Annotated in this window: 23 protein-coding genes; 16 read left to right on the forward strand and 7 right to left on the reverse strand. The window is 63.1% G+C overall.

The window, feature by feature from the left end; genetic code table 11:
• Nucleotides 1–4 precede the first annotated feature (4 nt).
• The 7 genes from TRP66_RS08805 to TRP66_RS08835 all read left to right on the forward strand — a co-directional run bounded on the left by TRP66_RS08805 (nt 5) and on the right by TRP66_RS08835 (nt 8,324).
• Nucleotides 5–1,255, forward strand: coding sequence for a sarcosine oxidase subunit beta family protein (locus tag TRP66_RS08805; RefSeq protein WP_333401148.1), 1,251 nt, complete (start codon nt 5–7; stop codon nt 1,253–1,255).
• 15 nt (nt 1,256–1,270) lie between these two features.
• Nucleotides 1,271–1,582, forward strand: coding sequence for a sarcosine oxidase subunit delta (locus TRP66_RS08810; protein ID WP_333401149.1), 312 nt, complete (start codon nt 1,271–1,273; stop codon nt 1,580–1,582).
• Nucleotides 1,579–4,599 (forward strand): sarcosine oxidase subunit alpha, encoded by a 3,021-nt coding sequence (locus tag TRP66_RS08815; RefSeq protein WP_333401150.1) that lies wholly within the window; start codon nt 1,579–1,581, stop codon nt 4,597–4,599. The genes TRP66_RS08810 and TRP66_RS08815 overlap by 4 nt, the downstream gene beginning before the upstream one ends.
• 171 nt (nt 4,600–4,770) lie before the next feature.
• Nucleotides 4,771–5,403: a sarcosine oxidase subunit gamma gene (locus TRP66_RS08820; RefSeq protein WP_333401151.1), complete on the forward strand. Its 633-nt coding sequence runs from the start codon at nt 4,771–4,773 to the stop codon at nt 5,401–5,403.
• Entirely contained in the window at nt 5,400–6,257 is an 858-nt protein-coding gene (locus tag TRP66_RS08825; protein ID WP_333401152.1) for a formyltetrahydrofolate deformylase, read from the forward strand. Before TRP66_RS08820 ends, TRP66_RS08825 begins: the two co-directional genes overlap by 4 nt.
• Nucleotides 6,258–6,369: 112 nt before the next feature.
• Nucleotides 6,370–7,569 carry a formaldehyde dehydrogenase, glutathione-independent gene (gene fdhA / locus TRP66_RS08830; protein ID WP_333401153.1) on the forward strand — a complete coding sequence of 400 codons (1,200 nt, stop codon included), beginning with the start codon at nt 6,370–6,372 and terminating at the stop codon, nt 7,567–7,569.
• A gap of 188 nt (nt 7,570–7,757) precedes the next feature.
• A complete protein-coding gene (locus tag TRP66_RS08835; RefSeq protein ID WP_333401154.1) occupies nt 7,758–8,324 on the forward strand; it encodes a DUF2780 domain-containing protein in 567 nt (188 codons plus the stop codon).
• Here TRP66_RS08835 and TRP66_RS08840 read toward each other — a convergent pair.
• Nucleotides 8,304–9,203, reverse strand: a complete 900-nt coding sequence (locus TRP66_RS08840; RefSeq protein WP_333401155.1) for an acyltransferase — start codon at nt 9,201–9,203, stop codon at nt 8,304–8,306. The two genes, TRP66_RS08835 and TRP66_RS08840, sit on opposite strands and share 21 nt — an antisense overlap.
• Before the next feature lie 192 nt (nt 9,204–9,395).
• Here TRP66_RS08840 and rloA2 point away from each other — a divergent pair, with 192 nt between their 5' ends.
• Nucleotides 9,396–9,899, forward strand: a complete 504-nt coding sequence (gene rloA2, locus TRP66_RS08845; RefSeq protein ID WP_333401156.1) for a retropepsin-like aspartic peptidase RloA2 — start codon at nt 9,396–9,398, stop codon at nt 9,897–9,899.
• 19 nt (nt 9,900–9,918) lie between these two features.
• Here rloA2 and TRP66_RS08850 read toward each other — a convergent pair whose 3' ends face one another.
• The 3 genes from TRP66_RS08850 to TRP66_RS08860 form a co-directional block, all read right to left on the reverse strand.
• A complete protein-coding gene (locus tag TRP66_RS08850; protein ID WP_333401157.1) occupies nt 9,919–10,548 on the reverse strand; it encodes a glutathione S-transferase family protein in 630 nt (209 codons plus the stop codon).
• Between the two features lie 62 nt (nt 10,549–10,610).
• On the reverse strand, nt 10,611–11,324 hold the full coding sequence (locus TRP66_RS08855) for a 3'-5' exonuclease (RefSeq protein ID WP_333401158.1): 714 nt from the start codon (nt 11,322–11,324) through the stop codon (nt 10,611–10,613).
• Nucleotides 11,321–13,255 (reverse strand): putative nucleotidyltransferase substrate binding domain-containing protein, encoded by a 1,935-nt coding sequence (locus TRP66_RS08860; protein ID WP_333401159.1) that lies wholly within the window; start codon nt 13,253–13,255, stop codon nt 11,321–11,323. The genes TRP66_RS08855 and TRP66_RS08860 overlap by 4 nt, the downstream gene beginning before the upstream one ends.
• A 232-nt stretch (nt 13,256–13,487) precedes the next feature.
• On the opposite strand from TRP66_RS08860, the gene TRP66_RS08865 reads away from it, so the two are divergent.
• On the forward strand, nt 13,488–13,937 hold the full coding sequence (locus TRP66_RS08865; protein WP_333401160.1) for a response regulator: 450 nt from the start codon (nt 13,488–13,490) through the stop codon (nt 13,935–13,937).
• Nucleotides 13,938–14,081: 144 nt separating this feature from the next.
• Here the strand turns inward: TRP66_RS08865 and TRP66_RS08870 are convergent, their stop codons facing one another.
• Nucleotides 14,082–16,259, reverse strand: a complete 2,178-nt coding sequence (locus TRP66_RS08870; RefSeq protein ID WP_333401161.1) for a malate synthase G — start codon at nt 16,257–16,259, stop codon at nt 14,082–14,084.
• 274 nt (nt 16,260–16,533) lie between these two features.
• Here TRP66_RS08870 and TRP66_RS08875 point away from each other — a divergent pair, with 274 nt between their 5' ends.
• Nucleotides 16,534–17,058, forward strand: a complete 525-nt coding sequence (locus tag TRP66_RS08875; RefSeq protein WP_333401162.1) for a glycine cleavage system protein R — start codon at nt 16,534–16,536, stop codon at nt 17,056–17,058.
• 218 nt (nt 17,059–17,276) lie between these two features.
• Here the strand turns inward: TRP66_RS08875 and rarD are convergent, their stop codons facing one another.
• Nucleotides 17,277–18,164, reverse strand: coding sequence for an EamA family transporter RarD (gene rarD / locus TRP66_RS08880; RefSeq protein ID WP_333401163.1), 888 nt, complete (start codon nt 18,162–18,164; stop codon nt 17,277–17,279).
• An 89-nt stretch (nt 18,165–18,253) separates the two neighbouring features.
• A complete protein-coding gene (locus TRP66_RS08885) occupies nt 18,254–19,228 on the reverse strand; it encodes a serine/threonine protein kinase (RefSeq protein ID WP_333401164.1) in 975 nt (324 codons plus the stop codon).
• 203 nt (nt 19,229–19,431) lie between these two features.
• Here TRP66_RS08885 and TRP66_RS08890 point away from each other — a divergent pair, with 203 nt between their 5' ends.
• From TRP66_RS08890 to TRP66_RS08915, 6 genes are read left to right on the forward strand one after another with little or no spacing between them, the layout of a single operon-like run.
• Entirely contained in the window at nt 19,432–20,481 is a 1,050-nt protein-coding gene (locus TRP66_RS08890; protein WP_333401165.1) for a LacI family DNA-binding transcriptional regulator, read from the forward strand.
• Nucleotides 20,465–21,466 carry an ABC transporter substrate-binding protein gene (locus TRP66_RS08895; protein WP_333401166.1) on the forward strand — a complete coding sequence of 334 codons (1,002 nt, stop codon included), beginning with the start codon at nt 20,465–20,467 and terminating at the stop codon, nt 21,464–21,466. The genes TRP66_RS08890 and TRP66_RS08895 overlap by 17 nt, the downstream gene beginning before the upstream one ends.
• Nucleotides 21,467–22,336 carry an ABC transporter permease gene (locus tag TRP66_RS08900; protein WP_333401167.1) on the forward strand — a complete coding sequence of 290 codons (870 nt, stop codon included), beginning with the start codon at nt 21,467–21,469 and terminating at the stop codon, nt 22,334–22,336. It begins immediately after the preceding gene.
• Nucleotides 22,333–23,127, forward strand: a complete 795-nt coding sequence (locus tag TRP66_RS08905; protein WP_333401168.1) for an ABC transporter permease — start codon at nt 22,333–22,335, stop codon at nt 23,125–23,127. The genes TRP66_RS08900 and TRP66_RS08905 overlap by 4 nt, the downstream gene beginning before the upstream one ends.
• Nucleotides 23,124–24,155 (forward strand): ABC transporter ATP-binding protein, encoded by a 1,032-nt coding sequence (locus TRP66_RS08910; protein ID WP_333401169.1) that lies wholly within the window; start codon nt 23,124–23,126, stop codon nt 24,153–24,155. The genes TRP66_RS08905 and TRP66_RS08910 overlap by 4 nt, the downstream gene beginning before the upstream one ends.
• Nucleotides 24,156–24,179: 24 nt before the next feature.
• On the forward strand, nt 24,180–25,013 hold the full coding sequence (locus TRP66_RS08915; protein WP_333401170.1) for a phosphodiesterase: 834 nt from the start codon (nt 24,180–24,182) through the stop codon (nt 25,011–25,013).
• Nucleotides 25,014–25,116 lie beyond the last annotated feature (103 nt).

A 25,116-nucleotide genomic window follows, 5' to 3' on the forward strand; every position in this document is an offset into this window, starting at 1 on the left:
CTTCATGCAACATTACTCAGGCTTCGGCCTTTTCAAGCACTCGCTCAGCCATCATGAAAACTGGCAGCGCATGTGGCGCACGCCGACCCCCAAGCAGGTGTATGACGTGGTCATCGTCGGCGGTGGCGGGCACGGGCTGGCGACGGCGTACTACCTGGCCAAAGAACACGGCATCACCAATGTGGCGGTGATCGAGAAGGGCTGGCTGGGCGGCGGCAACACGGCGCGCAACACCACCATCGTGCGCTCCAACTATCTGTGGGACGAGTCCGCGCATCTTTACGAACATGCCATGAAACTCTGGGAGGGCCTGTCCCAGGACCTGAACTACAACGTCATGTTCTCCCAGCGTGGCGTCTACAACCTGTGCCATACCTTGCAGGACATGCGCGACTCCGAGCGCCGGGTCAGCGCCAATCGCCTCAACGGCGTGGATGGCGAGCTGCTCAATGCAAAGCAGGTCGCCGATGAAATTCCGTACCTGGACTGCTCGAAGAACACCCGCTACCCGATCATGGGCGCGACCGTTCAACGCCGCGGTGGCGTGGCTCGCCATGACGCCGTGGCCTGGGGCTTCGCCCGCGCGGCGGATGCGCTGGGCGTGGACCTGATCCAGCAGACCGAAGTCACCGGCTTTCGCAAGGAAAACGGCGTGTGCATCGGCGTGGAAACCAACAAGGGTTTCATCGGCGCCAAGCGCGTCGGCGTCGTGACGGCCGGTAACTCCGGACACATGGCAAAGCTGGCCGGGCTGCGTCTGCCGCTCGAATCCCACCCTTTGCAGGCGCTGGTTTCCGAGCCGATCAAGCCCATCATCGACAGCGTGATCATGTCCAACGCGGTGCACGGTTACATCAGCCAATCGGACAAAGGCGACCTGGTGATCGGCGCCGGTATCGACAGCTGGATCGGCTACGGCCAGCGCGGCTCGTACCCGGTCATCGAGCACACCATTCAGGCCATCGTCGAAATGTTCCCGGTGCTGTCGCGGGTGCGCATGAATCGCCAGTGGGGCGGCATCGTCGACACCACGCCCGACGCCTGCCCGATCATTTCCAAGACACCGGTTCCCAACCTGTTCTTCAACTGCGGCTGGGGCACCGGCGGCTTCAAGGCGACTCCCGGCTCGGGCAACGTCTTCGCGGCGAGCCTCGCCAAGGGCGAGATGCACCCGCTGGCCAAGCCTTTCTCCATCGAGCGCTTCTACAACGGCGCACTGATCGACGAACACGGCGCCGCCGCTGTAGCCCACTGACCGGAGAACGCGACCATGCTGCACATTTTCTGTCCTCACTGTGGCGAGCTGCGCTCCGAGGAAGAGTTTCACCCACAAGGCCAGGCGCATATTCCCCGCCCGCTGGACCCCGGCGCCTGCACCGATGAGGAGTGGGGCGATTACCTGTTCTTCCGCGACAACGTGCGCGGCCTGCATCACGAGCTGTGGAACCACGTCAGCGGCTGCCGCCAGTACTTCAACATGACGCGCAACACATTGACCTACGAGATTCTCGAAACCTATCCGATTGGCGCCCGGCCCAGCTTTACCGAAAAAGCAGCCAACGGTGAGGGAGACAAGGTATGAGCCAGAACAATCGCCTGCCCAACGGTGGCCGCATCAACCGCAGCAACGTGCTGAACTTCTCGTTCAACGGCCAGACCTATCAGGGCTATGAAGGTGACTCGCTGGCGTCCGCGTTGCTGGCCAACGGCGTCGACGTCATTGGCCGCAGCTTCAAGTACTCGCGTCCGCGTGGCATCTTCGCGGCAGGTTCGGAAGAGCCCAATGCGGTGCTGCAGATCGGCGCGACCGAAGCGACCCAGATTCCCAACGTGCGAGCCACCCAGCAGGCGCTGTATTCAGGGCTGGTGGCGACCAGCACCAACGGCTGGCCGAGCGTGAACAACGATGTGATGGGCATTCTCGGCAAGGTCGGCGGCCAGCTGATGCCCGCGGGCTTCTACTACAAGACCTTCATGTATCCGCAGTCCTTCTGGATGACGTACGAAAAGTACATCCGCAAGGCGGCGGGTCTTGGTCGCTCGCCGACCGAAAACGATCCTGACAGCTACGACGCGATGAATCAGCACTGCGACGTGCTGGTGGTCGGCGCCGGCCCGGCCGGTCTGGCTGCCGCGCTGGCGGCCGGTCGCAGCGGCGCGCGGGTGATTCTGGCCGATGAGCAGGAAGAGTTCGGCGGCAGCCTGCTGGACAGCCGCGAAAGTCTGGACGGCAAACCGGCTGCCGAGTGGGTCGCCGCCGTGGTCCAGGAACTCAAGGGCCTGCGCAACGTGACCTTGCTGCCCCGCGCGACGGTCAACGGTTATCACGACCACAACTTCCTGACCATTCACGAGCGTCTGACCGACCACCTTGGGGACCGCGCGCCCATCGGCATGGTGCGTCAGCGCATGCACCGGGTCCGGGCCAAGCGCGTGGTACTGGCAAGCGGCACCCATGAGCGTCCGCTGGTCTATGCCAACAACGATGTGCCGGGCAACATGCTGGCCGGCGCGGTTTCCACATATGTCCGCCGCTATGGCGTTGCGCCCGGCAAGAAGCTGGTGCTGTCGACCACCAACGATTACGCCTACCGTGTCGCGCTGGACTGGCTGGACGCCAGCCTGCAAGTGGTGGCGATCGCCGACGCGCGGCATAACCCGCGCGGCCCGCTGGTGGAGGAAGCCCGTGCCAAAGGCATCCGCATCCTGACCTCCAGCGCCGTGGTCGAGGCGCGTGGCACACGTCGCGTCAGCGCGGCGCGGGTCGCAGCCATCGATCTGAATGCCCATAGCGTGACCAGCCCCGGCGAGTGGCTGGAATGCGATCTGATCGCCAGTTCCGGCGGCTACAGCCCGATCGTCCACCTGGCGTCACATCTGGGCGGCCGGCCGGTCTGGCGTGAAGACATCCTCGGTTTCGTGCCGGGCGACGCACCGCAGAAGCGCGTTTGCGTCGGCGGCGTGAATGGCGTCTACAACCTGGCGGATACGCTGGCCGACGGTTTCGAAGGTGGCGTGCGCGCGGCCAGCGAAGCTGGCTTCAAGGCGGTCGAGGGCGTCATGCCCAGGGCGCTCAGCCGCGCCGAAGAGCCTGCCGTGGCGCTGTTCCAGGTGCCTCATGAAAAAGGCACTGCCCGTGCGCCCAAGCAGTTCGTCGATCTGCAGAACGACGTGACCTCGGCAGCCATCGAGCTGGCGGTCCGTGAAGGCTTCGAATCGGTCGAACACGTCAAGCGCTACACCGCGCTGGGCTTCGGCACCGATCAGGGCAAGCTGGGCAACGTCAACGGTCTGGCGATCGCCGCCCGGTCCTTGAACGTGACCATTCCCGAGATGGGCACCACCATGTTCCGCCCCAACTACACGCCGGTGACCTTCGGCGCGGTGGCCGGACGTCACTGCAAACATATCTTTGAGCCGGTGCGCTTCACCGCGCTGCATGCCTGGCATGTGAAGAACGGCGCCGAATTCGAAGACGTCGGTCAGTGGAAGCGTCCCTGGTATTTCCCGCGCAACGGCGAAGACCTGCATGCGGCGGTGGCCCGCGAGTGCAAGGCGGTGCGCGACAGCGTCGGCCTGCTGGACGCCTCGACCCTCGGCAAGATCGACATTCAGGGCCCGGATGCCCGCGAGTTCCTCAACCGCGTTTACACCAACGCCTGGACCAAGCTGGACGTGGGCAAGGCCCGTTATGGCCTGATGTGCAAGGAAGACGGCATGGTGTTCGACGACGGCGTGACCGCCTGCGTCGCCGACAACCATTTCATCATGACCACGACCACCGGTGGTGCGGCGCGAGTGCTGCAATGGCTGGAGCTGTACCAGCAGACCGAATGGCCCGAACTGAAGGTCTACTTCACGTCCGTCACCGACCATTACGCGACGCTGACGCTGTCGGGTCCCAACAGCCGCAAGCTGCTCAGCGAGGTCACCGACATCGATCTGGGGCGGGAAGCTTTCCCGTTCATGACCTGGAAGGAAGGCCAGGTCGCCGGTGTACCGGCGCGGGTGTTCCGGATTTCATTTACCGGCGAGCTTTCCTACGAGGTCAACATCCAGGCCGATTACGCCATGGGCGTGCTGGAAAAGATCGTCGAGGCCGGCAAGAAGTACAACCTGACGCCGTATGGCACCGAGACCATGCACGTCCTGCGGGCCGAGAAGGGCTTCATCATCGTCGGCCAGGACACCGACGCCTCGATGACGCCGGACGACCTGAACATGGGCTGGTGCGTAGGCCGGACCAAGCCGTTCTCATGGATCGGCTGGCGGGGCATGAACCGCGAAGACTGCGTACGCGAGCAGCGCAAGCAGCTGGTGGGCCTCAAGCCTGTCGACCCCGCGAAATGGCTGCCGGAAGGCGCGCAACTGGTCTTCGATCCCAAGCAGGCCATCCCGATGGACATGGTTGGCCACGTGACATCGAGCTACGCGCATAACTCGCTGGGTTATTCCTTTGCGATGGGCGTGGTGAAGGGCGGCCTCCAGCGCATGGGCGAGCGGGTGTTCGCGCCGCTGGCGGATGGCAGCGTGATCGAAGCCGAAATCGTTTCATCGGTGTTCTTCGACCCGAAAGGCGAGCGCCAGAACGTGGAATAAGTTCCGGCCGGTGGATGGCGATGTGGGAGGGAGCTTGCTCGCGACGAGGCCGGTACATCCGCAGCCTTGACGTGATCTGGCGAGGCAGTCGCGAGCAAGCTCCCTCCCACAAGATTGGCGTTGTGCCAGTCGCCTCCCGTACGCAACAACAGAATTCATAACAGGTGATTCATGAGCACAGTCAACGTTTACCAGCAACGCCCGGACACCGGCGCAAAAGCCGAATCGCCGCTGTTCCATGCCGGTTTCGAGACTCTGGTGGGCAAGGGCCGCGCCAGTCCTGGCGTGTTGTTGCGCGAGAAGAAGCTTCAGGGTCATCTGACCCTGCGCGGCGATGCCCATGACCCGGCGTTCGCAGCCGGCGTACACAAGGCGCTGGGCATGGAACTGCCCGCCGCGCTGTTGCTGGTGACCAGCGGCGAGCGCTCGCTGCAATGGATGGGGCCGGACGAGTGGCTGCTGATCGTGCCCGGCGGGGAAGAATTCGCCGTGGAGCAGCAGCTGCGCGATGCGCTGGCGGGGCTGCACATCTCCATCGTCAACGTCAGCGGCGGGCAGACGATTCTCGAACTGACCGGCCCCAAGGTGCGCCAGGTGCTGATGAAATCCACCAGCTATGACGTGCACCCCGACAACTTTCCAGTGGGCAAGGCGGTGGGTACGGTGTTCGCCAAGTCGCAGCTGGTGATTCGCCGGACCGGCGAGGAAACCTGGGAACTGCTGATTCGCCGCAGTTTCGCCGATTACTGGTGGCTCTGGTTGCAGGATGCATCCGCCGAATACGGCCTGGGGATCCAGGCATGAGCCGAGCGCCCGACACCTGGATTCTGACCGCTGACTGCGCCAGCGTGCTGGGCACCGTCGATGCGGTGACCCGTTATCTGTTCGAGCAGGGATGCTATGTCACCGAGCACCATTCGTTCGACGACCGGCTGTCCAGCCGCTTTTTCATTCGCGTGGAGTTTCGTCAGCCGGAAGGCTTCGACGAAGAGGGTTTCAGGGCCGGGCTGGCGGAGCGGGGCAGGGAATTCGGCATGCTCTTCGAACTGACCGCACCGGACTACCGCCCCAAAGTGGTGATCATGGTGTCCAAGGCCGATCACTGCCTGAACGATCTGCTGTACCGCCAGCGTATCAACCAGCTGGCGATGGACGTGGTCGCAGTGGTTTCCAACCATCCGGACCTGGAGCCGCTGGCTCGCTGGCACGGAATTCCCTACTACCATTTCCCGTTGGACCCCAACGACAAGCCGGCGCAGGAAGCCAGAGTCTGGCGGGTCATCGAAGAGTCGGGCGCTGAACTGGTGATCCTCGCCCGCTACATGCAGGTGCTGTCACCGGAGTTGTGCCGCAAGCTGGATGGTCGCGCGATCAACATCCATCACTCGCTGCTGCCCGGCTTCAAGGGCGCCAAGCCCTACCATCAGGCCTACAACAAGGGCGTCAAGCTGGTGGGCGCGACAGCGCATTACATCAACAACGATCTGGACGAAGGCCCGATCATCGCCCAGGGCGTGGAAGTGGTGGATCACAGCCATTACCCCGAAGACCTGATCGCCAAGGGGCGGGACATCGAAGGCCTGACCCTGGCCCGGGCCGTGGGGTATCACATCGAACGACGGGTGTTTCTCAACGCCAACAGGACGGTGGTTCTCTAACGATTTCGAAGATCCCACAATCAAGCTGATCGACAAGCAACCCATGCGTTGCGGCAACACCGATGTAGAGCAGCGCATATCTCCGCTACAACAATAAAAGCGAGGTGAAAGCATGTCTGGTAATCGCGGTGTAGTGTATCTCGGCGCTGGCAAGGTCGAAGTACAGACCATTCCCTTCCCCAAAATGCAGGACCCACGTGGCCGGCGCATCGAGCATGGTGTGATCCTGCGCGTGGTTTCCACCAATATCTGCGGCTCGGACCAGCACATGGTTCGCGGTCGTACCACTGCCCAGACCGGCCTGGTGCTGGGTCACGAGATTACCGGCGAAGTCATCGAGGCCGGGCGCGACGTAGAAAACCTTAAAGTCGGCGATCTGGTCTCGGTGCCGTTCAACGTCGCCTGCGGCCGGTGCCGCAGCTGCAAGGAACAGCACACCGGCGTGTGTCTGACGGTCAACCCGGCGCGTGCCGGCGGGGCTTATGGCTATGTCGACATGGGCGACTGGGTGGGCGGTCAGGCTGAATTCGTGCTGGTGCCCTATGCCGATTTCAACCTGCTCAAATTGCCGAACCGCGATGCGGCGATGGAAAAGATCCGCGACCTGACCTGCCTGTCCGACATTCTGCCGACTGGTTATCACGGCGCGGTAACCGCGGGCGTAGGACCTGGAAGCACGGTATACGTGGCCGGTGCCGGGCCGGTGGGTCTGGCGGCGGCGGCTTCGGCCCGGCTTCTGGGCGCGGCGGTGGTGATCGTCGGCGATGTAAACCCGACCCGTCTGGCGCACGCCAAGGCGCAGGGCTTCGAGATCGCCGATCTGTCCCAGGACACCCCATTGCACGAACAGATCGCGGCACTGCTCGGCGAGCCGGAAGTGGACAGCGCCATCGATGCGGTGGGCTTCGAAGCTCGCGGCCATGGTCATGCCGGTGCCCAGTCGGAAGCTCCGGCCACCGTGCTCAACTCGTTGATGGGCGTGGTGCGGGTCGCCGGCAAGATCGGTATCCCCGGGCTGTATGTGACCGAGGACCCGGGCGCCGTGGATGCCGCGGCCAAGAACGGCAGCCTGAGCATTCGCTTCGGTCTGGGCTGGGCCAAGTCCCACAGCTTCCATACCGGCCAGACCCCGGTAATGAAGTACAACCGCCAGCTCATGCAGGCGATCATGTGGGACCGCATCAAGATCGCCGATGTGGTGGGCGTCGAAGTTATCAGCCTCGACGATGCACCGCGTGGTTACGGCGAGTTCGATGCGGGCGTGCCGAAGAAATTCGTGATTGACCCGCATAAGTTGTTCAGCGCGGCATGATTGATCGCCAGCAAGCTGGCTCCTACAGGTGCCTGTACGGGCCAGCTTGCTGGCGATAAAACATGCGTCCAGATAGGAAAGAACCACCATCCCCAATGCCACTGCGGGAACAAGCCACCGACCCTCCAGTCCAACCGAGTGTTTTTACCGCCTACTCAAGGGCGGTTCCGGTTCAAGAGGTCGATCACATGAACACCGCACGCGGCATGGCACTGGCAACTCTGATGGCTCTGGCGGCGACGCCCGCTCTGGCCTTCAATCTCAACGACGCAGCGAATGCGGTCTCCAACGCCACTGGCGGCAATCAGAAAGCGACCGCCGCACCTGAAGCGGCAGGCCTGCTCAACGCGCTTGGCACCCAGCTCAACGTCACCCCCGAACAGGCAGTGGGCGGCACCGGTGCGCTGCTGGGGCTGGCGAAGAACAAACTCACAGGTTCCGATTATTCACAACTGAGCAAATCCGTTCCTGGTCTGGACCAGTTGTCCGGCCTGTCGGCGCTCGACAGCCTGGGCGGCAGCGGGCTGGGCAGTCTACTCGGAGACTCGAAACAGTCGGGCAACAGCTCGATGCTCAATCAGGCACTCGGCAATGTGCAGGACATGGGTGACGTGAACAGCGCGTTCAAGGCGCTGGGCATGGACAGCAGCATGGTCAGCCAATTCGTGCCGGTGATCCTGCAATACCTCGGCCAGCAGGGCGCCAGCGGCTCTGCCTTGCAGAGCCTGAGCGGTCTATGGGGCGCTGGCGGCTGATTCCTGGCGCAACTGCTCGATCCGTGCGTTCTTCTCGATCCAGAGCTGGTTGACCCAGCCCTGGATCTTTTCGCGAAACACCGGATCGTTCTCGTAGTCGCCCTGCCATAGCGAAGGGTCGAGTTCGCGGGTGCGGATGTCGACGATGACCTTCGGCACTGCGCCGCAGAGCATGTCCCAGAAGCCCGGGATGCGATCGCCCGGATAAACCACCGTCACGTCCAGGATGGCGTCCAGCTGTTCGCCCATCGCGGCGAGCACGAACGCCACGCCGCCGGCCTTGGGTTTGAGCAGGCTGGAGTAGGGCGAGGCTTGCGCGCTGTGCTTGGCCGGCGTAAAGCGGGTGCCTTCCAGATAATTGACGATGGTCACCGGCTGGCGCTTGAACAGCTCGCAGGCGGCCTTGGTGATTTCAAGATCCTTGCCCTTGAGTTCCGGGTTCTTCGCCAGGAATGCCTTGGAGTAACGCTTCATGAATGGATAATCCAGCGCCCACCACGCCAGACCCAGCAGCGGTACCCAGATCAGTTCCTTTTTCAGGAAGAACTTGAAGAACGGCGTGCGGCGATTGAGGGCCTGGATCAGCGCGGGAATGTCCACCCAGGACTGATGGTTGCTGATCACCAGATAGGAGGTGTCGGTGCGCAGTCCTTCGTCGCCGCGAATATCCCACTGGGTCGGAATGCAGGACGCGAAGATGAGCTTGTCGATCTCGGCCCAGGTTTCGGCGATCCACATGACGGCACGGGAGCAGTGATCGCGCAGATCGCCCTGAAACACCAGTTTGAGCAGGGCAAAGACCAGCAGGGGACCGATCAGCACCAGGGTGTTGATCAGCAGGAGCAGGGTAACGAAACAGCCGGTGAGCACGCGGCGCATAGAAGACTCGGGTGGGTGCAGGGCCGGCAATGATAAAGATCCTTGCCGCCGAACGCCAAATGCACAGGTGCTTACAAATGTTTCATGCGCTAACAATTTTGTCGTGCCCATTCGGGCGATAGCGAACCGATGAGTACCACACTGTCTAAAGCCTGCGCCCGTCAGGCGCTGACTCTGCGAGGAAATGCATTCGTGAAACCGATTCTGGCGCTTTTGTCCCTGTTCGCTCTGCCGGTCATGGCGGCCGAGCCGACCCTCTATGGCCGCTATGAAAACATTGCGGTCCTCGATATCGGCCAGACCTTCAAGGCCAAGATGGACACCGGGGCCCTGACCGCCTCGCTGTCGGCCAAGGACATCGAGCTGTTCAAGCGTGATGGCGATGAGTGGGTGCGCTTCCGTCTGGCGACCGAAGGCGCCGGCAACAAGACTTACGAACACAAGGTCGCGCGGATCAGCAAGATCAAGAGCCGCGCGGATGGCGAGGAAGACGAGGAAGACATCGACCCGGTCAAGCGGCCGGTCATCGATCTGGAATTGTGCCTGGGCGAGAAAAAGCGGACGGTCGAAGTCAATCTGGTCGACCGCAGCCACTTCAATTATCCGTTGCTGATCGGTGCCAAGGCGCTGCGTGAGTTCGCCGCGGCGGTTAACCCGGCCAGGCGTTATACCGCGGACAAGCCCGATTGCGATTGAGCCGCAACCGGGGCGGCGGTCAGATCCGTGGCTCGGTTGTCTGCATCGACGGTCGCAGGCTGACTTCCTGATACCAGGCGGCCAGTCCGGGGAAGGCGCTGCGCCAGTCGTAATCGGGCTGACGGAAGTCCAGATAACCCAGCGCGGCCGCCACACTGATCGAGGCGACGTCGAACGCCGCGCTCAATTCAGCGACAGCTTCACGCTCCAGAAACGCCAGCGCGCGCTGGATTTTCTGTTGCTGACCGTCCAGCCACTCTTCCCAATGCTTTTCCTGCGGACGCAGCGCTCGCTCGTAGCGGATCGCCAGCGCGGCATCCAGCAAGGCGTCAGCCAGCGAGGTGAGGGTCAGACGCCGCCAGCGAGCGGGGCCGTCGCGAGGAATCAGCGGATTGCCGACGTGCTGATGGTCCAGATAGTCGAGGATGACGCGACTGTCATGGATAACGCTGCCATCGGCCAGACGCAGCGCGGGCAGCTTGCCGGCCGGGTTGTGCTCGTTGAGTTCGGCCGACGGACTGACCGGTGTCAGCGAGGTGGCCTGCAGAGCGACTCGCTCGAATTGGCCGGTTTCGTGAAGCAGCACGACTACCTTGCGGGCGAACGGAGAAGCTGCGTTGTAGAACAGCGTCATACTGGGAGCTGACATGGGATTTCCTCGAAGGGACGGATGCCCAGCCTAAACAGCCGGCAAGCGGGGCGCAACGGCTTTCAGAACGACTGGGATTGCCTGCCTCGACGCCAGTGCCCCAAGGCCTGTTCCAGCCGCGCGGGACTGTCGATCTGCTGTTTGCGCGCATGACTGAACAGAATCAGCGCCAGTTCGGCGGTGACCAGTGCGTCGGCGCTGGCGTTATGGCGCTGTTCGGCGTGCAGGCCGAAGAAACGGGTCCAGTCATCCAGCCCCGACTGACGCGGACCGGCCTGCCCGAACAGCATCGGCGCAATCTCCGCGACATCCAGAAAAGGATGCTGCAAACGGTAATCCAGACTGTCTCTGAGCGCGCGCCCCAGCATGTGCTGATCGAAGGGGGCGTGAAATCCCAGAATGGGGCTCGGCCCCACGAACTCCATGAAATCCAGCAGCGCTTCGACCGGCTCGCTGCCGGCGGCGATCGCACTGGGGGCCAGCCCGTGCAGGAGCACCGCCGGGCTGACTTTATGGGCGGGGCGCTGCAAGGTGCGCTCGAACTGCTGGCCGAAGTCGATGGCGCCATCCTCGATCACGATCGCACCGATGGACAGCACGTGATCGCGATTCATGTTCAGGCCGCTGGTTTCGAGGTCCAGCACCACCCAGCGCTGCTGGCGCAACGGCTGCTCGCTCAAGGGCGCGGGATTGCACAGACGGGCGAGGCGTTCGGCCTGGGCCGGATCGAGCGGCGTCCTGCGCGGACGCGGCCGCAACCATTCGAACAGTTTCATAGTTGATAGCGCAGCGTCAGGCTCGACTGCAGACGCTGTGCCTGGCGGAAGGATTCGCGCAGGATGCGTCGGTCGAGGTGGTTGAGCGTGTCCGGGTCGATCCGGTTGGAATAAGCCTGATTCTGCCGGCTCTGCACCTGATGCTGCTGCATGCGCGTCTGCTGGATGAACTGATAGGCCTCTTCATAGGCCGCGCCGTCCAGCGGGTCGACGACTTCGCGTTCCACCAGCTGACGCAGGCGATCCAGGGTGCCGACCGCGCCGATACCGTTGGCCAGCGCCAGGAGGCGGGCGCCGTCGACGAAAGGCGTGAGGCCTTCCACCTTGAGGTCCAGCGTGTCCTTTTCGGCGCCCTTGCGCGCCAGCACGAAGTCCCGGAAGCGACCGACCGGCGGGCGATGGCGCAGAGCATTGTCCGCCATCATGCGCTGGAACAATCGGTTGTCGCCCACCTGCTCCAGAATCGAGCGGCGCAGTTGCTCGACGCCTTTCTCGTCGCCCCACACCACGCGCAGGTCGAAGTAGATGCTCGATGCCAGCAGGTTTTCAGGCGTGGCCTCGCGAATGAAGGCCGCGAAACGCCGTGCCCATTCAGCGCGGGACAGGCAGAGTTCGGGGTTGCCGGCCATGATGTTGCCTTTGCACAGCGTAAAGCCGCACAAGGCGAGCGCCTGGTTGATACGCTCGGCCATCGGCAGCAGCACTGCGCGGATCTCCGCTGCATGGGCCGCGTCCCGTGCCTCGAACAGAATGCCGTTGTCCTGATCGGTATGCAGCGTCTGTTCGCGGCGACCCTCGCTGCCGAAGCACAGCCAGCTGAAGGCAACGCCGGGATCGCCGCGCTCTTCCAGCACCAGTTCGATGACCCGGCTGACCGTATGATCGTTGAACAGCGTGATGATCTGAGTGATCTGGGACGCCGAAGCCCCATGAGCCAGCATCCGGTCGACCAGCTGCACGATGTCGCCGCGCAGGTTGGCGAGCGCTTCAATGCGCGGCGCCGTGCGGATGGTTCGGGCCAGGTGCACCAGATCCACCCGTTGCAGCGAAAACAGGTCGCGTTCGGACACCACGCCGCACAGGCGGCCGGCCTTCACCAGGCAGACGTGGGCGATGTGCCGGCCAGTCATGGCGATGGCCGCATCGAACGCGCTGGCATCGGGGCTCAGGTGAAAAGGCGACGGGCTCATGTGTCGTTCGATGGGCGCGCTGAAATCGGCGTTCACATCGGCGACGATCTCGCGCAGATCGCGAAGGGTGAAGATCCCCCGGGGTGACTGGCGCTCGTCGACGATGACGATGCTGCCGACCTGTTGCTCGTGCATCGCCTTGACCGCCTCGCGCACCGGAGTGTCGGGACTGCACATCACCGGATGGCGCATGGCGAGTTCGCCGAGCCGGGTGTTCAGGGAATACTGACTGCCAAGGGTTTCCGCTGCACGTTGCTGAACCTGCTGATTGACCAGATCCAGCAGGCTGCTGACGCCGCGCAAGGCGAAGTCGCGGAACACGGCCGAGAGCGCGAACAGCTTGATGAAGGCCTGTTTGTTCAGTTGCAGGCAAAAGGTGTCTTCGGCGGCCAAGTGTTCAGTGCGGGTCGCGCGCTCGCCGAGCAGGGCCGCCAGCGGGAAGCATTCGCCGGTACTGATCTCGAAAGTGGTCTGTGCACTCCCGGCGCCCGAGCTGCCACGTTCGCCGACGACCTGGCCTTGCTTGACGATGTAGAAATGTTCCACCGGGCCATCGGATGGCTTGATGATGCTTTCACCGGCGGCATAGAAACGAAGCTGGCACTGCTCGACCAGATACGCCAGGTGAGCGTCTTCCATCTGATTGAACGGCGGGTATTTCTGCAGAAACTGCATGGTCCCGTGGATGTTCTGCAACACCGCCGTCTTGCCTGCCTGGGTGAAAGCGTCTGCCTTGCTCATGAGCCATACCGCGTTTTTGTTATGGGTGTCATGGTCGGTCGCTTGCACGACAGTGCCCATTGGACGTAAGTCTTACGCGCTCTGAGGCTTTCCGGCGTACCCGCGAAATGTATAAGCTAGCGGGCGATCGCATCGCAAGGCGCTCGAACGAGGCGCGAGAAAGCCGACGAAACGTGCCGCAAGTCCTGAGGATCTGCGGTCAGAAGGAAGTCCAGGGAATGATGAGACCGTAATGATTGACCACGACATCCTGAGCGATGAAGAGCGTGACGCCCTCTCGGAAGTCATGCTGCAACCCGGTTGTGAAGCGCCGCAACGGGTCCTGATCGTCGACGACGACAGCGATGCGCGAGAGCTGCTGGCCGAAATCCTCAGCCTCAACGACATCAGTTGCCTGACCGCCTCGGGTGGCGAAAGCGCAATGCACCTGCTGCGTACCCGCCAGTCGATCGGCCTGCTGATTACCGACCTGCGCATGGCGCCCTGCAACGGCCTGGACCTGATCCGCCAGGTGCGCGACTCCGATCATGCGCAGCTGCCCATCATCATCGTTTCCGGCGACGCCAACGTGCGCGACGCCATCGACGCCATGCACCTGAGCGTCGTGGACTTCCTGCTCAAGCCGCTCAACACCAAACAGCTGGTGAAACTAGTCAAGCGCGAGCTGGGGATGAGCGACTGACCAGCCGCTGATGCACACCCGATCCCTGTAGGAGCCAGCTTGCTGGCGATCTGCCGCAAAGCGGCAGCAAAATATCTGCAGCTTTGGGCAATCGCCAGCAAGCTGGCTCCTACGTAATTAGCCAGCGCCTACCGGTGCCGACACCTACACCCCGTTGCGGGCCTTGAACTCGCGGCGCCGGCGGTGCAGCACCGGTTCGGTGTAGCCGTTGGGCTGGCGGGTGCCTTCGATGACCAGTTCGACCGCCGCCTGGAACGCGATGTTGTTGTCGAAATCCGGGGCCAGCGGGCGGTAGGCCGGGTCGTTGGCGTTCTGTCGGTCCACCACCGGCGCCATGCGCTTGAGGCTGTCCATGACCTGAGTCTCGCTGACCACGCCATGCCGCAGCCAGTTGGCCATGTGCTGGCTGGAAATGCGCAAGGTGGCGCGGTCTTCCATCAGGCCGATGTCATGAATGTCCGGCACTTTGGAACAACCCACGCCCTGATCGATCCAGCGCACCACATACCCCAGGATGCCCTGGGCGTTGTTGTCCAGTTCGTTCTGAATGTCTTCCGGGCTCCAGCTGGTATCCAGCGCCAGTGGAATGGTGAGGATGTCGTCTACCGAAGCGGGCGTACGCTGGGCCAGTTCGGCCTGCCGGGCGAATACATCGACCTTGTGATAATGCAGGGCGTGCAGCGCCGCAGCGGTCGGCGACGGCACCCAGGCGGTATTGGCCCCGGACATCGGGTGGCCGATCTTCTGTTCGAGCATGGCGGCCATGAGGTCCGGCATGGCCCACATGCCCTTGCCGATCTGTGCACGACCTTGCAGGCCGCACGCCAGGCCGATGTCCACGTTGGAATTCTCGTAGGCAGCAATCCACTTCTCGGCTTTCATCTGCGCCTTGCGCACCACCGGGCCTGCTTCCATCGAGGTGTGAATCTCGTCGCCAGTACGATCCAGGAAGCCGGTGTTGATGAACACCACCCGCTCACTGGCCGCCTGGATGCAGGCGGCAAGGTTCACGGAGGTGCGGCGCTCCTCATCCATGATCCCGACCTTGAGCGTGTTGCGTGGCAGGCCGAGTACCTGTTCGATCCGGCCGAACAGTTCGTTGGTGAACGCCACCTCCTCGGGGCCATGCATCTTGGGTTTGACGATGTACATCGACCCGGTGCGGCTGTTGCCGCGCGAGGTAGTGCCGTTGAGGTTGTGGATCGCTGCCAGGCTGGTCAGCAGGCCATCGAGGATGCCTTCGGGGACCTCGTTGCCTTCCTTGTCGAGAATGGCGTCGATGGTCATCAGATGCCCGACGTTACGGATGAACAGCAGCGAGCGACCATGCAGGGTGATCTCGCCACCCTCTGGCGTGGTGTAGACCCGGTCCGGATTCATGGTGCGGGTAAAGGTGCTGCCGCCTTTGGTGACCGACTCCGCCAGATCGCCCTTCATCAGCCCCAGCCAGTTGCGATAGACCACGACCTTGTCGTCGGCGTCGACGGCGGCGATGGAGTCTTCGCAGTCCATGATGGTCGTGAGCGCGGCTTCGACAAGGATGTCCTTCACGCCCGCCGGATCGGTCTGGCCGATCGGGCTGGAGGCATCGATCTGAATTTCGAAATGCAGGCCGTGATGCTTGAGCAGTACCGCGAAGGGGGAGTGGGTGTCGCCCTGCACGCCGATCAGTTGAGCGTCGTCCTTCAGGCCGGTGTTGCTGCCGCCCTTGAGGCTGACCACCAGCTTGCCGTCGATCAGTTTGTAGGCGGTCGAGTCCAGATGCGAACCGGCGGCCAGGGGCGCCGCTTCATCGAGAAAGGCGCGGGCGAAAGCGATGACCTTGTCGCCACGGACCTTGTTATAACCGTGACCTTTTTCGGCGCCGTCCTGCTCGCTGATCGCGTCGGTGCCATAGAGCGCGTCGTACAGCGAGCCCCAGCGCGCATTGGAAGCATTGAGAGCGAAGCGGGCGTTCATGACCGGCACGACGAGCTGAGGACCCGCCATGGCGGCGATTTCTTCGTCGACGTTCTCGGTGCTGATCGAGAATGCGGGGGCGGGCGGCAGCAGATAACCGATTTCCTGGAGGAACGCCTTGTATTCCGCCGCGTCGTGCGCCTGCCCTGCGCGTGACTGATGCCAGACGTCGATCCGGGCCTGCAGCTCATTGCGTTTGACCAGGAGCGCCCGGTTGACCGGGGCCAGGTCATGGATCAGTCGATCCGCTCCGGCCCAGAAAGCAGCGGTATCCACGCCGGTTCCAGGGATGGCTTCGTTCTGCACGAAGTCGAACAGGACTTTGGCAACCCGAAGGTCGCCGACTTGAACGTACTCGGTCATTGCTATTGCCTCACTCTGCTCAGCAGGAGCGCTCTGTTATTGGTTTTTGATATATGTAGTGCGCGCCGCGAGATACTACATGAGGCGCTGAAAGCTGCAAATGCTCCTGAATCCATTGTCCTGTAGACGGATGAAACGGCCTTCAATTGTTCCACAAAAACGCCGGACGGGTATATGCGGCCCGGAGCCGGTCCCTGCGCGAGGCTTGCCTATACTTGCTCGATGTTTGCCGGGCATGCCCAGGCCATTTCAAGAACAGCAGAGGAAGTCGCGCGTGGAACATCTCGTCGTCACAGTAGTTGCTCCGGACAAGCCCGGCCAGGTCGAACGCATTGCCGACTGCATTGCAGGACAGGGAGGCAATTGGCTTGAAAGCCGCATGTCGCGGCTCGCCGGGCAGTTTGCGGGCATCCTGCGGGTCAGCGTGCCAGCCGACAACCGGGAGGCCCTGGTAACGGCGCTGAACGGGTTGGCCGAGCATGACATTCGGGTATTGCTGGCGGAGAGCGCCGCCGAGGGCGATCCCGAGGTTGTCTGGAAACCCATTAGCATGGAGCTGGTCGGCAACGATCGACCAGGGATAGTGCGCGACATCACGCGGCTGCTGACCGAACAAGGCGTCAACGTCGAACGTCTGGTCACCGAGGTGACACCCGCGCCGATGAGCAACGAGCCGCTGTTCCACGCCGACGCGATCCTTGGCGTGCCGCAGACCCTGGCGCTGGAAGACTTGCAGGCCAGGCTCGAAACGCTGGCGGATGATCTGATGGTGGAGCTGGTGTTGCGCACGGACCTGTAGCCGGCGACATATCCAGCGTTATCCTGCACCTGCCTGTGGATAAGCTGGGGGAACTGCGCTGCAGGCCACATCTTCCAAGGCTTTGATCCGGTTGATCAAAAAATGATCAGAATGCCGCGCTTGTGCACAGTTATCTTGAGCGTGCCTGTGGATAAGCGTTGGAGAAGCGCCTGCAGGCCCCAAATGACAAGGCCTGCAGAGAGGTGATTAATTTTTGATCAGGCACGCCGGCGCAGGTTGATCCAGGCGTCGACGCTGTAGATCGCCAGCCCCGCCCAGATGAACGCGAAAGTAATCAGCGTGCTGGGGCTCAGATGTTCGTCATACAGCGAAACCGCCAGCACCAGCACGATGGTCGGCGCCAGGTATTGCAGGAAGCCCAGGGTGGTGAACGGCAGGTGACGCGCAGCCGCGTTGAAGCAGACCAGAGGCACCAGTGTGACCGGCCCGGCCGCGGCGAGCCACAGGGCCTGGCTGGTGGTCCAGAACTCGGGCTCGATACTCATGGCCGAAGAGTTGAACAGCAGCCAGGCGCAGGCGATGGGCACCAGCATCCAGGTTTCGACGACCAGCCCCGGCAGGGCGGCCACCGGCGCTTTCTTGCGGATCAGTCCGTAGAAACCGAAGGTCAGTGGCAGTATCAGCGATACCCAAGGCAGGTTGCCGACATGCCAGACCTGCTGGGCGACGCCGGTCGCTGCAAGCCCCACGGCCAGCCACTGCATGCGCCGCAGGCGTTCGCCGAGCAACAGCATCCCCAGCAGCACGTTGATCAGCGGGTTGATGTAGTAGCCCAGACTGGCTTCGAGCATGCGGCCGTTATTCACTGCCCATACGTAGACCATCCAGTTCGCCGCGATCAGGCTGCCGCTGAACGCCAGCACCGCCAGCCGCCTCGGGTTGTCACGCAGCTCGCGCCACCAGTTGGGGTGTTTCCAGACCAACAGCAGCAGCGAGCCGGACAGCGCCGACCACAGCACTCGGTGAATGATGATTTCAAGCGCCGGGACGCTGGCGATGGCTTTGAAATAGATGGGGAACAGTCCCCAGATGATATAGGCGCTCAGGCCGAGCATATAGCCACGGCGCAAGTTGGGGGTTTGCATGGGTCATCCTTGCTGCAAGAAGTGTTTCGCGGATCAACGGGTCAGATAACGGCGCCTGCCGGAGCAGGCGTTCAGGAAAGAGGCATGGTTCAGAACAACTTCAGAGGCTCCTCGTTGAGCGCCGCGAGCTGCTCGCGCAACGCCAGAATGTGCTCGCCCCAGTAGCGTTCCGTGCCGAACCAGGAAAAGCTGTGCGGGAACGCCGGATCATCCCAGCGGCGCGCCAGCCAGGCGCTGTAGTGCATCAGGCGCAAGGCGCGCAGCGGTTCGATCAGCGCCAGCTCGCGGGGGTTGAAATCGTGGAACTCCTGGTAGCCGTCCATCAGTTCCGACAATTGTCCGATACGTTCATGGCGGTCGCCGGCCAGCATCATCCAGATGTCCTGCACGGCAGGCCCCATGCGGCAGTCGTCCAGATCCACAATGTGGAAGGTTTCTTCGCGACAGATCATGTTGCCGGGGTGACAGTCACCGTGCATGCGAATGTTCTGGTGGGGCGTCGCGGCGTAAGCATCTTCCACCCGCTTGAGCAGATCGCGGGCCACGGATTCGTAGGCGGGCAACAGGCTGCGCGGGATGCAGTCGTTTTCCAGCAACCAGGTCACCGAATCGCGTCCGAAGTTCTGCACTCCGAGTGCTTCGCGATGCTCGAACGGCCGGATAGCGCCGACCGCATGGGTTCGGCCCAGCAACTGACCCAGACGATACAACTGGTCGAGGTTGCCAGGCTCGGGCGCATGTCCTCCGCGTCTGGGGAACAGCGTGAACCGAAAGCCGGCGTGCTCGAACAGGGTCGAATCGTTGTGCACGAGAGGTGCGACCACGGGGACTTCGACCTCCACCAGCTCGGCGGTAAAGCTGTGTTCTTCCAGGATCGCTTCGCTGCTCCAGCGCTGCGGCCGGTAGAACTTGGCGATCAGCGGCTGGCTGTCCTCAATGCCGACCTGGTAGACGCGGTTCTCGTAACTGTTCAGGGCCATGACGCGCGCGTCGCTGAGAAAACCGATGCTTTCTACGGCGTCGAGAACCAGGTCGGGGGTCAGTGTTGCAAACGGATGCGCCATGTTCACTCCTGCGCGCGGCAGGTTGCCGCATCGGACCGCTGATGGTATCGCAGACCGGGCCGGGTTCGCCAAACGCCGGGCTGTTTTATTGTGCGAGGTTTCTCGGTTGCGGTTGTCACTGAAACGTCACCACTCGTTCTCCGTATCGCCATCTGCAATCGTTAAGGTCGCCGCCAATGAGATCGATCTCAAGCGAGTGATCAATGCCGGATCTGAAAGCTGTGGCGCAATTGGCGGGGGTATCGCGGGCAACGGCCGCGCGAGCGTTCGCGTCGCCCGATTTGGTACGCCCCGCGACCCGGGATCAGATCTTTGCCGCTGCCCGCGAGCTGGGGTTTCGGCCCAATCGTCTCGGTCGTCAACTGCGTCTGCAAAGCACCAATCTGATTGGCGTGGTGGTGCCCAACCTGCTCAATCCGGTCTTCGCCGAACAATTCCAGGCGATGGAGCACGCGGCGCGGGCGCGGGGCTACAACCTGCTGCTGGCGACCACCGATTACGCCAGCGAGCGCGAAAGCCAGGTCGTCGAGGAACTGCTGCGGCAAAGGGTCGACGGGCTGGTGTTGACCGTGACCGATGCTGAACGCAATCAAGTGCTGCACAACCTGACCCGCGAAGACACGCCCTTCGTGCTGGCCTACCACCAGACCGAGAACCCGAACTACAGCGCCGTCTCTGTGGATAACCGCGCCGGCATGGCGCTGGCGACCCGTTATCTGCTGGCCGCCGGGCATCGACGCGTCGCGATGGTGGCCGGGCCGGCCATGCAGTCCGATCGCGCGCGGCTGCGTTACGCCGGGTATTGCGACGCCATGCGCGAGCAGGAATCGCGGATTTACCCGGTCATCGAGATGCCCGACCACACTCGCGCGGACTTCGCGGCGCTCGAACTCTTGCTGGGCGGTCCTGACGCGCCTACCGCGCTGGTCTGCTCCAACGATCTGCTCGCCATCAGCCTGATCGCCGAGCTGCGCCGCCACGGCTGCAGCGTGCCCGAGCGCGTGTCGGTCATCGGTTTCGACGGGATCGCGCTGGGCACGCAGATGCACCCGACACTGTGCAGCGTGGTTCAGCCCATTGCCGAGCTGGCGCGGACCGTCATCGACCAGTTGCTGGCGCAGATCGCCGGAGCGCCTCCTGTTTCCCACTGCCTGCCGTGCCATATCCGGCCCGGCGAAAGCGCTCGACTGAAACCCATCTCGCCCGAACTTTCCGGGCCTATCGAGGAGACGCTTCATGCTCAGCTTCAGTAAAACCCTGGCCGCTTTGCTGCTGTGCGGCGCGGCCACTCTTGCCCAGGCCGCTGAAACGGCGATCTGCTACAACTGCCCGCCTGAGTGGGCCGACTGGGGCACGCAGCTCAAGGCCATCGCCGACAGCACCGGTGTTCAGGTCCCGCTGGACAACAAGAATTCCGGCCAGTCGCTGGCGCAGATCGTCGCCGAACAGGGCGCCCCGGTGGCGGACGTGGTGTATTACGGCGTGACCTTCGGTTTGCAGGCGCAGAAAGCGGGCGTCGTCGACAGTTACAAGCCCAGGTACTGGGACGAGATTCCCGCGGGGCTGAAAGATCCGGCCGGACACTGGTTCGCCATTCATTCCGGCACCCTCGGCATCATGGTGAATGTCGACGCGCTGGGTGGTCTGCCAGTGCCGCAGAGCTGGGCCGATCTGCTCAAGCCCGAGTACAAGGGCATGGTCGGTTATCTCGACCCCTCCAGCGCTTTCGTCGGTTACGTCTCGGCGGTCGCGATCAACCAGGCCATGGGCGGCTCGCTGGATAACTTCGCGCCAGCCATCGACTACTTCCAGAAACTGGCGAAGAACTCGCCCATCGTGCCCAAGCAGACTGCCTACGCCCGCGTGCTCTCGGGTGAATTGCCGATTCTTGTCGACTACGACTTCAACGCCTATCGCGCCCGCTACAAGGACAAGGCCAACGTCGCGTTCGTGATCCCCACTGAGGGCACCATCAGCGTGCCCTACGTGATGAGCATGGTCGCCAGGGCCCCGCATCGCGCCAACGCCGAGAAGGTGCTGGATTACGTGCTGTCCGATGAAGGCCAGGCACTGTGGGCCAAGGCTTATCTGCGCCCGGTGCGCTCGAAGGTGCCGGCCGAGGTGGCGTCGCAGTTCCTGCCCGATCGCGACTATGCCCGGGCGGGCGTGGTCGATTACCAGCAGATGGCCGGCGCGCAGGAAGCCTTCGCGGCGCGTTACCTGCGTGAGGTGAAATAAATGTCCGCCTCGCTGGAGCAAGTGCGTGCCGTGGGACAAGGCAAAACGTCCTGGACTCGCCTGCGTCCGACCGCTGCAATTGCACTGGCTCCGGCAATGGCGTTGTTGACGGCGTTCTGGCTGTTGCCCTTGGCGCATCTGATCGTTCTTGGCGGCCAGGGCCGTGACGGCGGTGACAGCGGCTACTGGCAGGTATTGAGCAGCGCTCAGTATCTGGGCAGCCTGGCGCAGACCTGTCTGTTGGCGGCGGTCGTCACGCTTGTGGCGCTGGTCGTCGGCGGGATCAGTGGCGTATTTCTCGCACGCCAGCGCTTCTTTGGCCGCTCGGCGCTGGTGGCCTTGCTGACCTTTCCGCTGGCGTTTCCGGGCGTGGTCGTGGGTTTCCTGGTGATTCTGCTGGCCGGGCGCCAAGGCATTTTCGCGGCGCTGGGGATGCACTTGGCAGGCGAACGCTGGATCTTCGCCTACTCGCTGGCCGGACTGTTTCTGGGTTACCTGTATTTTTCGATTCCGCGCGTGATTCTGACCGTGATGGCGGCCTGCGAGAGCCTGGACCGCAGTCTTGAAGAAGCGGCGCGCTCGCTGGGCGCGGGGCACTGGCGGGTGGTTTGCGACGTGATCGTACCCGGACTGGCGCCGGCGCTGGTGTCGTGCGGTGCGATCTGCTTCGCGACATCGATGGGCGCTTTCGGCACGGCCTTCACCCTGGGAACGCGCCTGAATGTCACGCCGGTCGCGATCTATAACGTATTCACCAATTACGCCAACTTCACCGTGGCCGCTGCGCTGTCGGTGATTCTGGGTCTGGTCACCTGGGCGGTGCTGCTGATTGCACGGCGTCTGGTCAAGTCATCGGGGGCCGCGCTGTGAAACGCTCGTCGCTGTTCTTCATGCAACTGGCGTTCACCTTGCTGGTGTGCACTTTCATGCTGGTGCCGGTGGTGCTGTCGTTGCTCGCCGGGTTGACCCGCAACTATTTCCAGGGACTGTCGAGCGGCCTGACCTTCGACTGGCTGGCGCAAGTCTGGCAGGCCTATGCGCCAACAGTGTGGCTGTCGCTGCAACTGGCGCTGGCCTGCGCGGTTTGCGTCTGCATCATCGGCGTGCCTGCGGCCTACGCGCTGGTACGGATGAACAACAGGTTCAGCCGGGCCTTCGAAGAACTGATGGTGTTGCCGGTGGCGATGCCGGGGCTTGCCAGTGCACTCGCCTTGCTGCTGACCTACGGCCAGTTCGGCGCGTTCCGTGGCAGCTGGATCTTCATTCTGGTCGGGCATGTGTTGTTCACCTTGCCGTTCCTGGTCCGTCCGGTCATGGCAGTGATGCAGCGCCAGCAGTTGCCGGTGCTGGAAGAGGCGGCCGCCAGTCTTGGGGCCGGGCCGATCCGACGCTTCTTCACCGTGGTGGTCCCCAACAGCCGGGCGGGCATTCTTGCCGGTGTGCTGATGGTCGTCACCCTGTCGCTGGGTGAGTTCAACCTGACCTGGATGCTGCACACGCCCATGACCAAGACCCTACCGGTCGGCCTCGCTGACAGTTACGCCTCGGCGCGGCTGGAAGTCGCCAGCGCCTACACCCTGCTTTTCCTGTTGCTGATCGTGCCGCTGCTCATTGCGTTGCAGGCCATCAGCGCCCGACTTTCCCGTGGAGACAGCCAATGAGCGGAACCACCATTCGCCTGCAAGGCTGCCGCAAGGCCTTTGCCGACGGCACCGTCGCCGTGCACGACCTGAACCTGACCATCCAGCCGGGAGAAACCCTGGCGATTCTCGGCCCGTCCGGCTGTGGAAAGACCACGACCCTGCGCCTGATCGCCGGGCTGGAACGTGCCGATGTCGGGCGCGTGCTGTTCGACGATCAGGACGTCACCGACCTGCCGATCGAGCGCCGCGACGTGGGCATGGTGTTTCAGAACTACGCGCTGTTCCCGAATCTGGATGTGGCCGGAAACATCGTTTATGGCCTGAAGATCCGCGGCGTATCGCCTGCCTTGCGAAACAAGCGCTGTGCTGAATTGCTGGACCTGGTCGGGCTGCAGGATCACGGCAAGCGCGGCATTCATGAGCTTTCCGGCGGTCAGCGCCAGCGCGTGGCGCTGGCCCGCGCTCTGGCGCCGCGTCCGCGCGTTCTGTTGCTCGATGAGCCGCTCGCGGCACTCGACACGCAGCTTCGGGAGCGCTTGCGCAGCGAGCTTGATCAGTTGCTGCGCGGGCTGGGCATCACGGCCGTGTTCGTTACCCATGATCAGGGCGAGGCCATGGCGTTGGGGGATCGCATTCTGGTGATGGAGAAAGGCCGCGTGTCCCAGCTGGCGACGCCACGGGAAATCTATCAGCAGCCCGCCAATGCCTTCGTCGCGGGCTTCGTCGGCAATCTGAATGCCTTCGCGGTCAGCGGGCGTACGGCGTTCGGCCTCAAGGTCGAGGGCGGGGTATTGCCCTGGCACGACGCCCGAACGCCCGCGACCGTGTATTGCCGCCCCGAGCATCTGCGCCTTGCCACAGCCCACGCGCATGTGAGCGGGCGTCTGGTGGGGCAATTCTTCCAGGGTGCGCAGAACCGCCTGCTGGTCGACGTCGGGGCGGGACAACCGCTGCTTGTCGATAGCAGCGACAGCCAGATCCATGCGCTGGGCGCCATCGTTGGCTTGAATGTCGAGCCTCAGGTCCTGTTCACCCTGCATTCGTAATGTCGCTTTCGTAGAGAAATCATCTTGAACCAACCGTTTCTTATTGCCCAGATCAGCGACCCGCACCTCAAGGCCGGCGGCCGTCTTACCTACGGCGTCGTCGATACCCTCGCCGCGCTGCGACGGGCCGTGGAGCACATCAATGCCAGCAAGCAGCGCCCGGACATCGTAGTCATCAGCGGGGATCTGGTGGATTTCGGCCGTGCCGATGAATATGCGGTGCTGCGTCCGGAACTGGAGCGCTTGCGGATGCCGTTCTATGTCGTGCCGGGCAATCATGATGATCGGGAAAACCTGCTGGCCGCCTTCGCCGATCACGTGTACCTGCCGATCTCGCCTGCCGGCTCGCTGGACTGGGTCGTGGAAGAACACGCCGTGCGTTTGATCGGTCTGGACACGACCATTCCCGGCGAGCATGGCGGTCGTCTGGACTACCTCCAGCTCGACTGGCTCGACACCCAGCTTTCACGCCGCCCGGATGTGCCGACCGTGCTGGTCATGCACCATCCGCCGTTCATCAGCGGGATCGGCCACATGGACCTCGCGCCCTTCGGTAACGCGACGGCACTGGAGCGGGTGATCGCCCGGCATCCTCAGGTCGAGCGTCTGCTGTGCGGACATCTGCACCGGCCGATGCAACGCCGGTTCGGCGGCAGCCTGGCCTGCGTCTGCCCCGGCACCTCGCACCAGATCGTCCTCGATCTGGACGAAGCCGCACCCGCCCATTTCAACCTGGAGCCGGCGGGATACGTACTGCACCGCTGGCACCCGCAGGAGGGGTTTCTCAGCCACAACGCGGTGTTCGGGGAATATGAAGGGCCGTACCCGTTTTATGATGCGAATGGGTTGATTGACTGAGGTCGGCTGTCTGATTTGGAGTACCTACATCGCCCTCGCGGCCGCTTCGCCAGCAAGCTGGCTCCCACAGAGTGAAGGCGTGACTGGCATGCGTGGGAGCCAG

It is taken from the genome of Pseudomonas sp. JDS28PS106 (assembly GCF_036706555.1).
In the GTDB taxonomy this organism is placed as follows: Bacteria; Pseudomonadota; Gammaproteobacteria; order Pseudomonadales; family Pseudomonadaceae; genus Aquipseudomonas.

Coding starts and splice junctions, on each gene's coding strand:
- TRP66_RS08805 (WP_333401148.1), top strand. CDS start 5: ATGCAACATTACTCAGGCTTCGGCCTTTTCAAGCACTCGCTCAGCCAT.
- TRP66_RS08810 (WP_333401149.1), top strand. CDS start 1,271: ATGCTGCACATTTTCTGTCCTCACTGTGGCGAGCTGCGCTCCGAGGAA.
- TRP66_RS08815 (WP_333401150.1), top strand. CDS start 1,579: ATGAGCCAGAACAATCGCCTGCCCAACGGTGGCCGCATCAACCGCAGC.
- TRP66_RS08820 (WP_333401151.1), top strand. CDS start 4,771: ATGAGCACAGTCAACGTTTACCAGCAACGCCCGGACACCGGCGCAAAA.
- TRP66_RS08825 (WP_333401152.1), top strand. CDS start 5,400: ATGAGCCGAGCGCCCGACACCTGGATTCTGACCGCTGACTGCGCCAGC.
- fdhA (WP_333401153.1), top strand. CDS start 6,370: ATGTCTGGTAATCGCGGTGTAGTGTATCTCGGCGCTGGCAAGGTCGAA.
- TRP66_RS08835 (WP_333401154.1), top strand. CDS start 7,758: ATGAACACCGCACGCGGCATGGCACTGGCAACTCTGATGGCTCTGGCG.
- TRP66_RS08840 (WP_333401155.1), bottom strand. CDS start 9,203: ATGCGCCGCGTGCTCACCGGCTGTTTCGTTACCCTGCTCCTGCTGATC.
- TRP66_RS08850 (WP_333401157.1), bottom strand. CDS start 10,548: ATGTCAGCTCCCAGTATGACGCTGTTCTACAACGCAGCTTCTCCGTTC.
- TRP66_RS08855 (WP_333401158.1), bottom strand. CDS start 11,324: ATGAAACTGTTCGAATGGTTGCGGCCGCGTCCGCGCAGGACGCCGCTC.
- TRP66_RS08860 (WP_333401159.1), bottom strand. CDS start 13,255: ATGAGCAAGGCAGACGCTTTCACCCAGGCAGGCAAGACGGCGGTGTTG.
- TRP66_RS08865 (WP_333401160.1), top strand. CDS start 13,488: ATGATTGACCACGACATCCTGAGCGATGAAGAGCGTGACGCCCTCTCG.
- TRP66_RS08870 (WP_333401161.1), bottom strand. CDS start 16,259: ATGACCGAGTACGTTCAAGTCGGCGACCTTCGGGTTGCCAAAGTCCTG.
- rarD (WP_333401163.1), bottom strand. CDS start 18,164: ATGCAAACCCCCAACTTGCGCCGTGGCTATATGCTCGGCCTGAGCGCC.
- TRP66_RS08885 (WP_333401164.1), bottom strand. CDS start 19,228: ATGGCGCATCCGTTTGCAACACTGACCCCCGACCTGGTTCTCGACGCC.
- TRP66_RS08890 (WP_333401165.1), top strand. CDS start 19,432: ATGCCGGATCTGAAAGCTGTGGCGCAATTGGCGGGGGTATCGCGGGCA.
- TRP66_RS08895 (WP_333401166.1), top strand. CDS start 20,465: ATGCTCAGCTTCAGTAAAACCCTGGCCGCTTTGCTGCTGTGCGGCGCG.
- TRP66_RS08900 (WP_333401167.1), top strand. CDS start 21,467: ATGTCCGCCTCGCTGGAGCAAGTGCGTGCCGTGGGACAAGGCAAAACG.
- TRP66_RS08910 (WP_333401169.1), top strand. CDS start 23,124: ATGAGCGGAACCACCATTCGCCTGCAAGGCTGCCGCAAGGCCTTTGCC.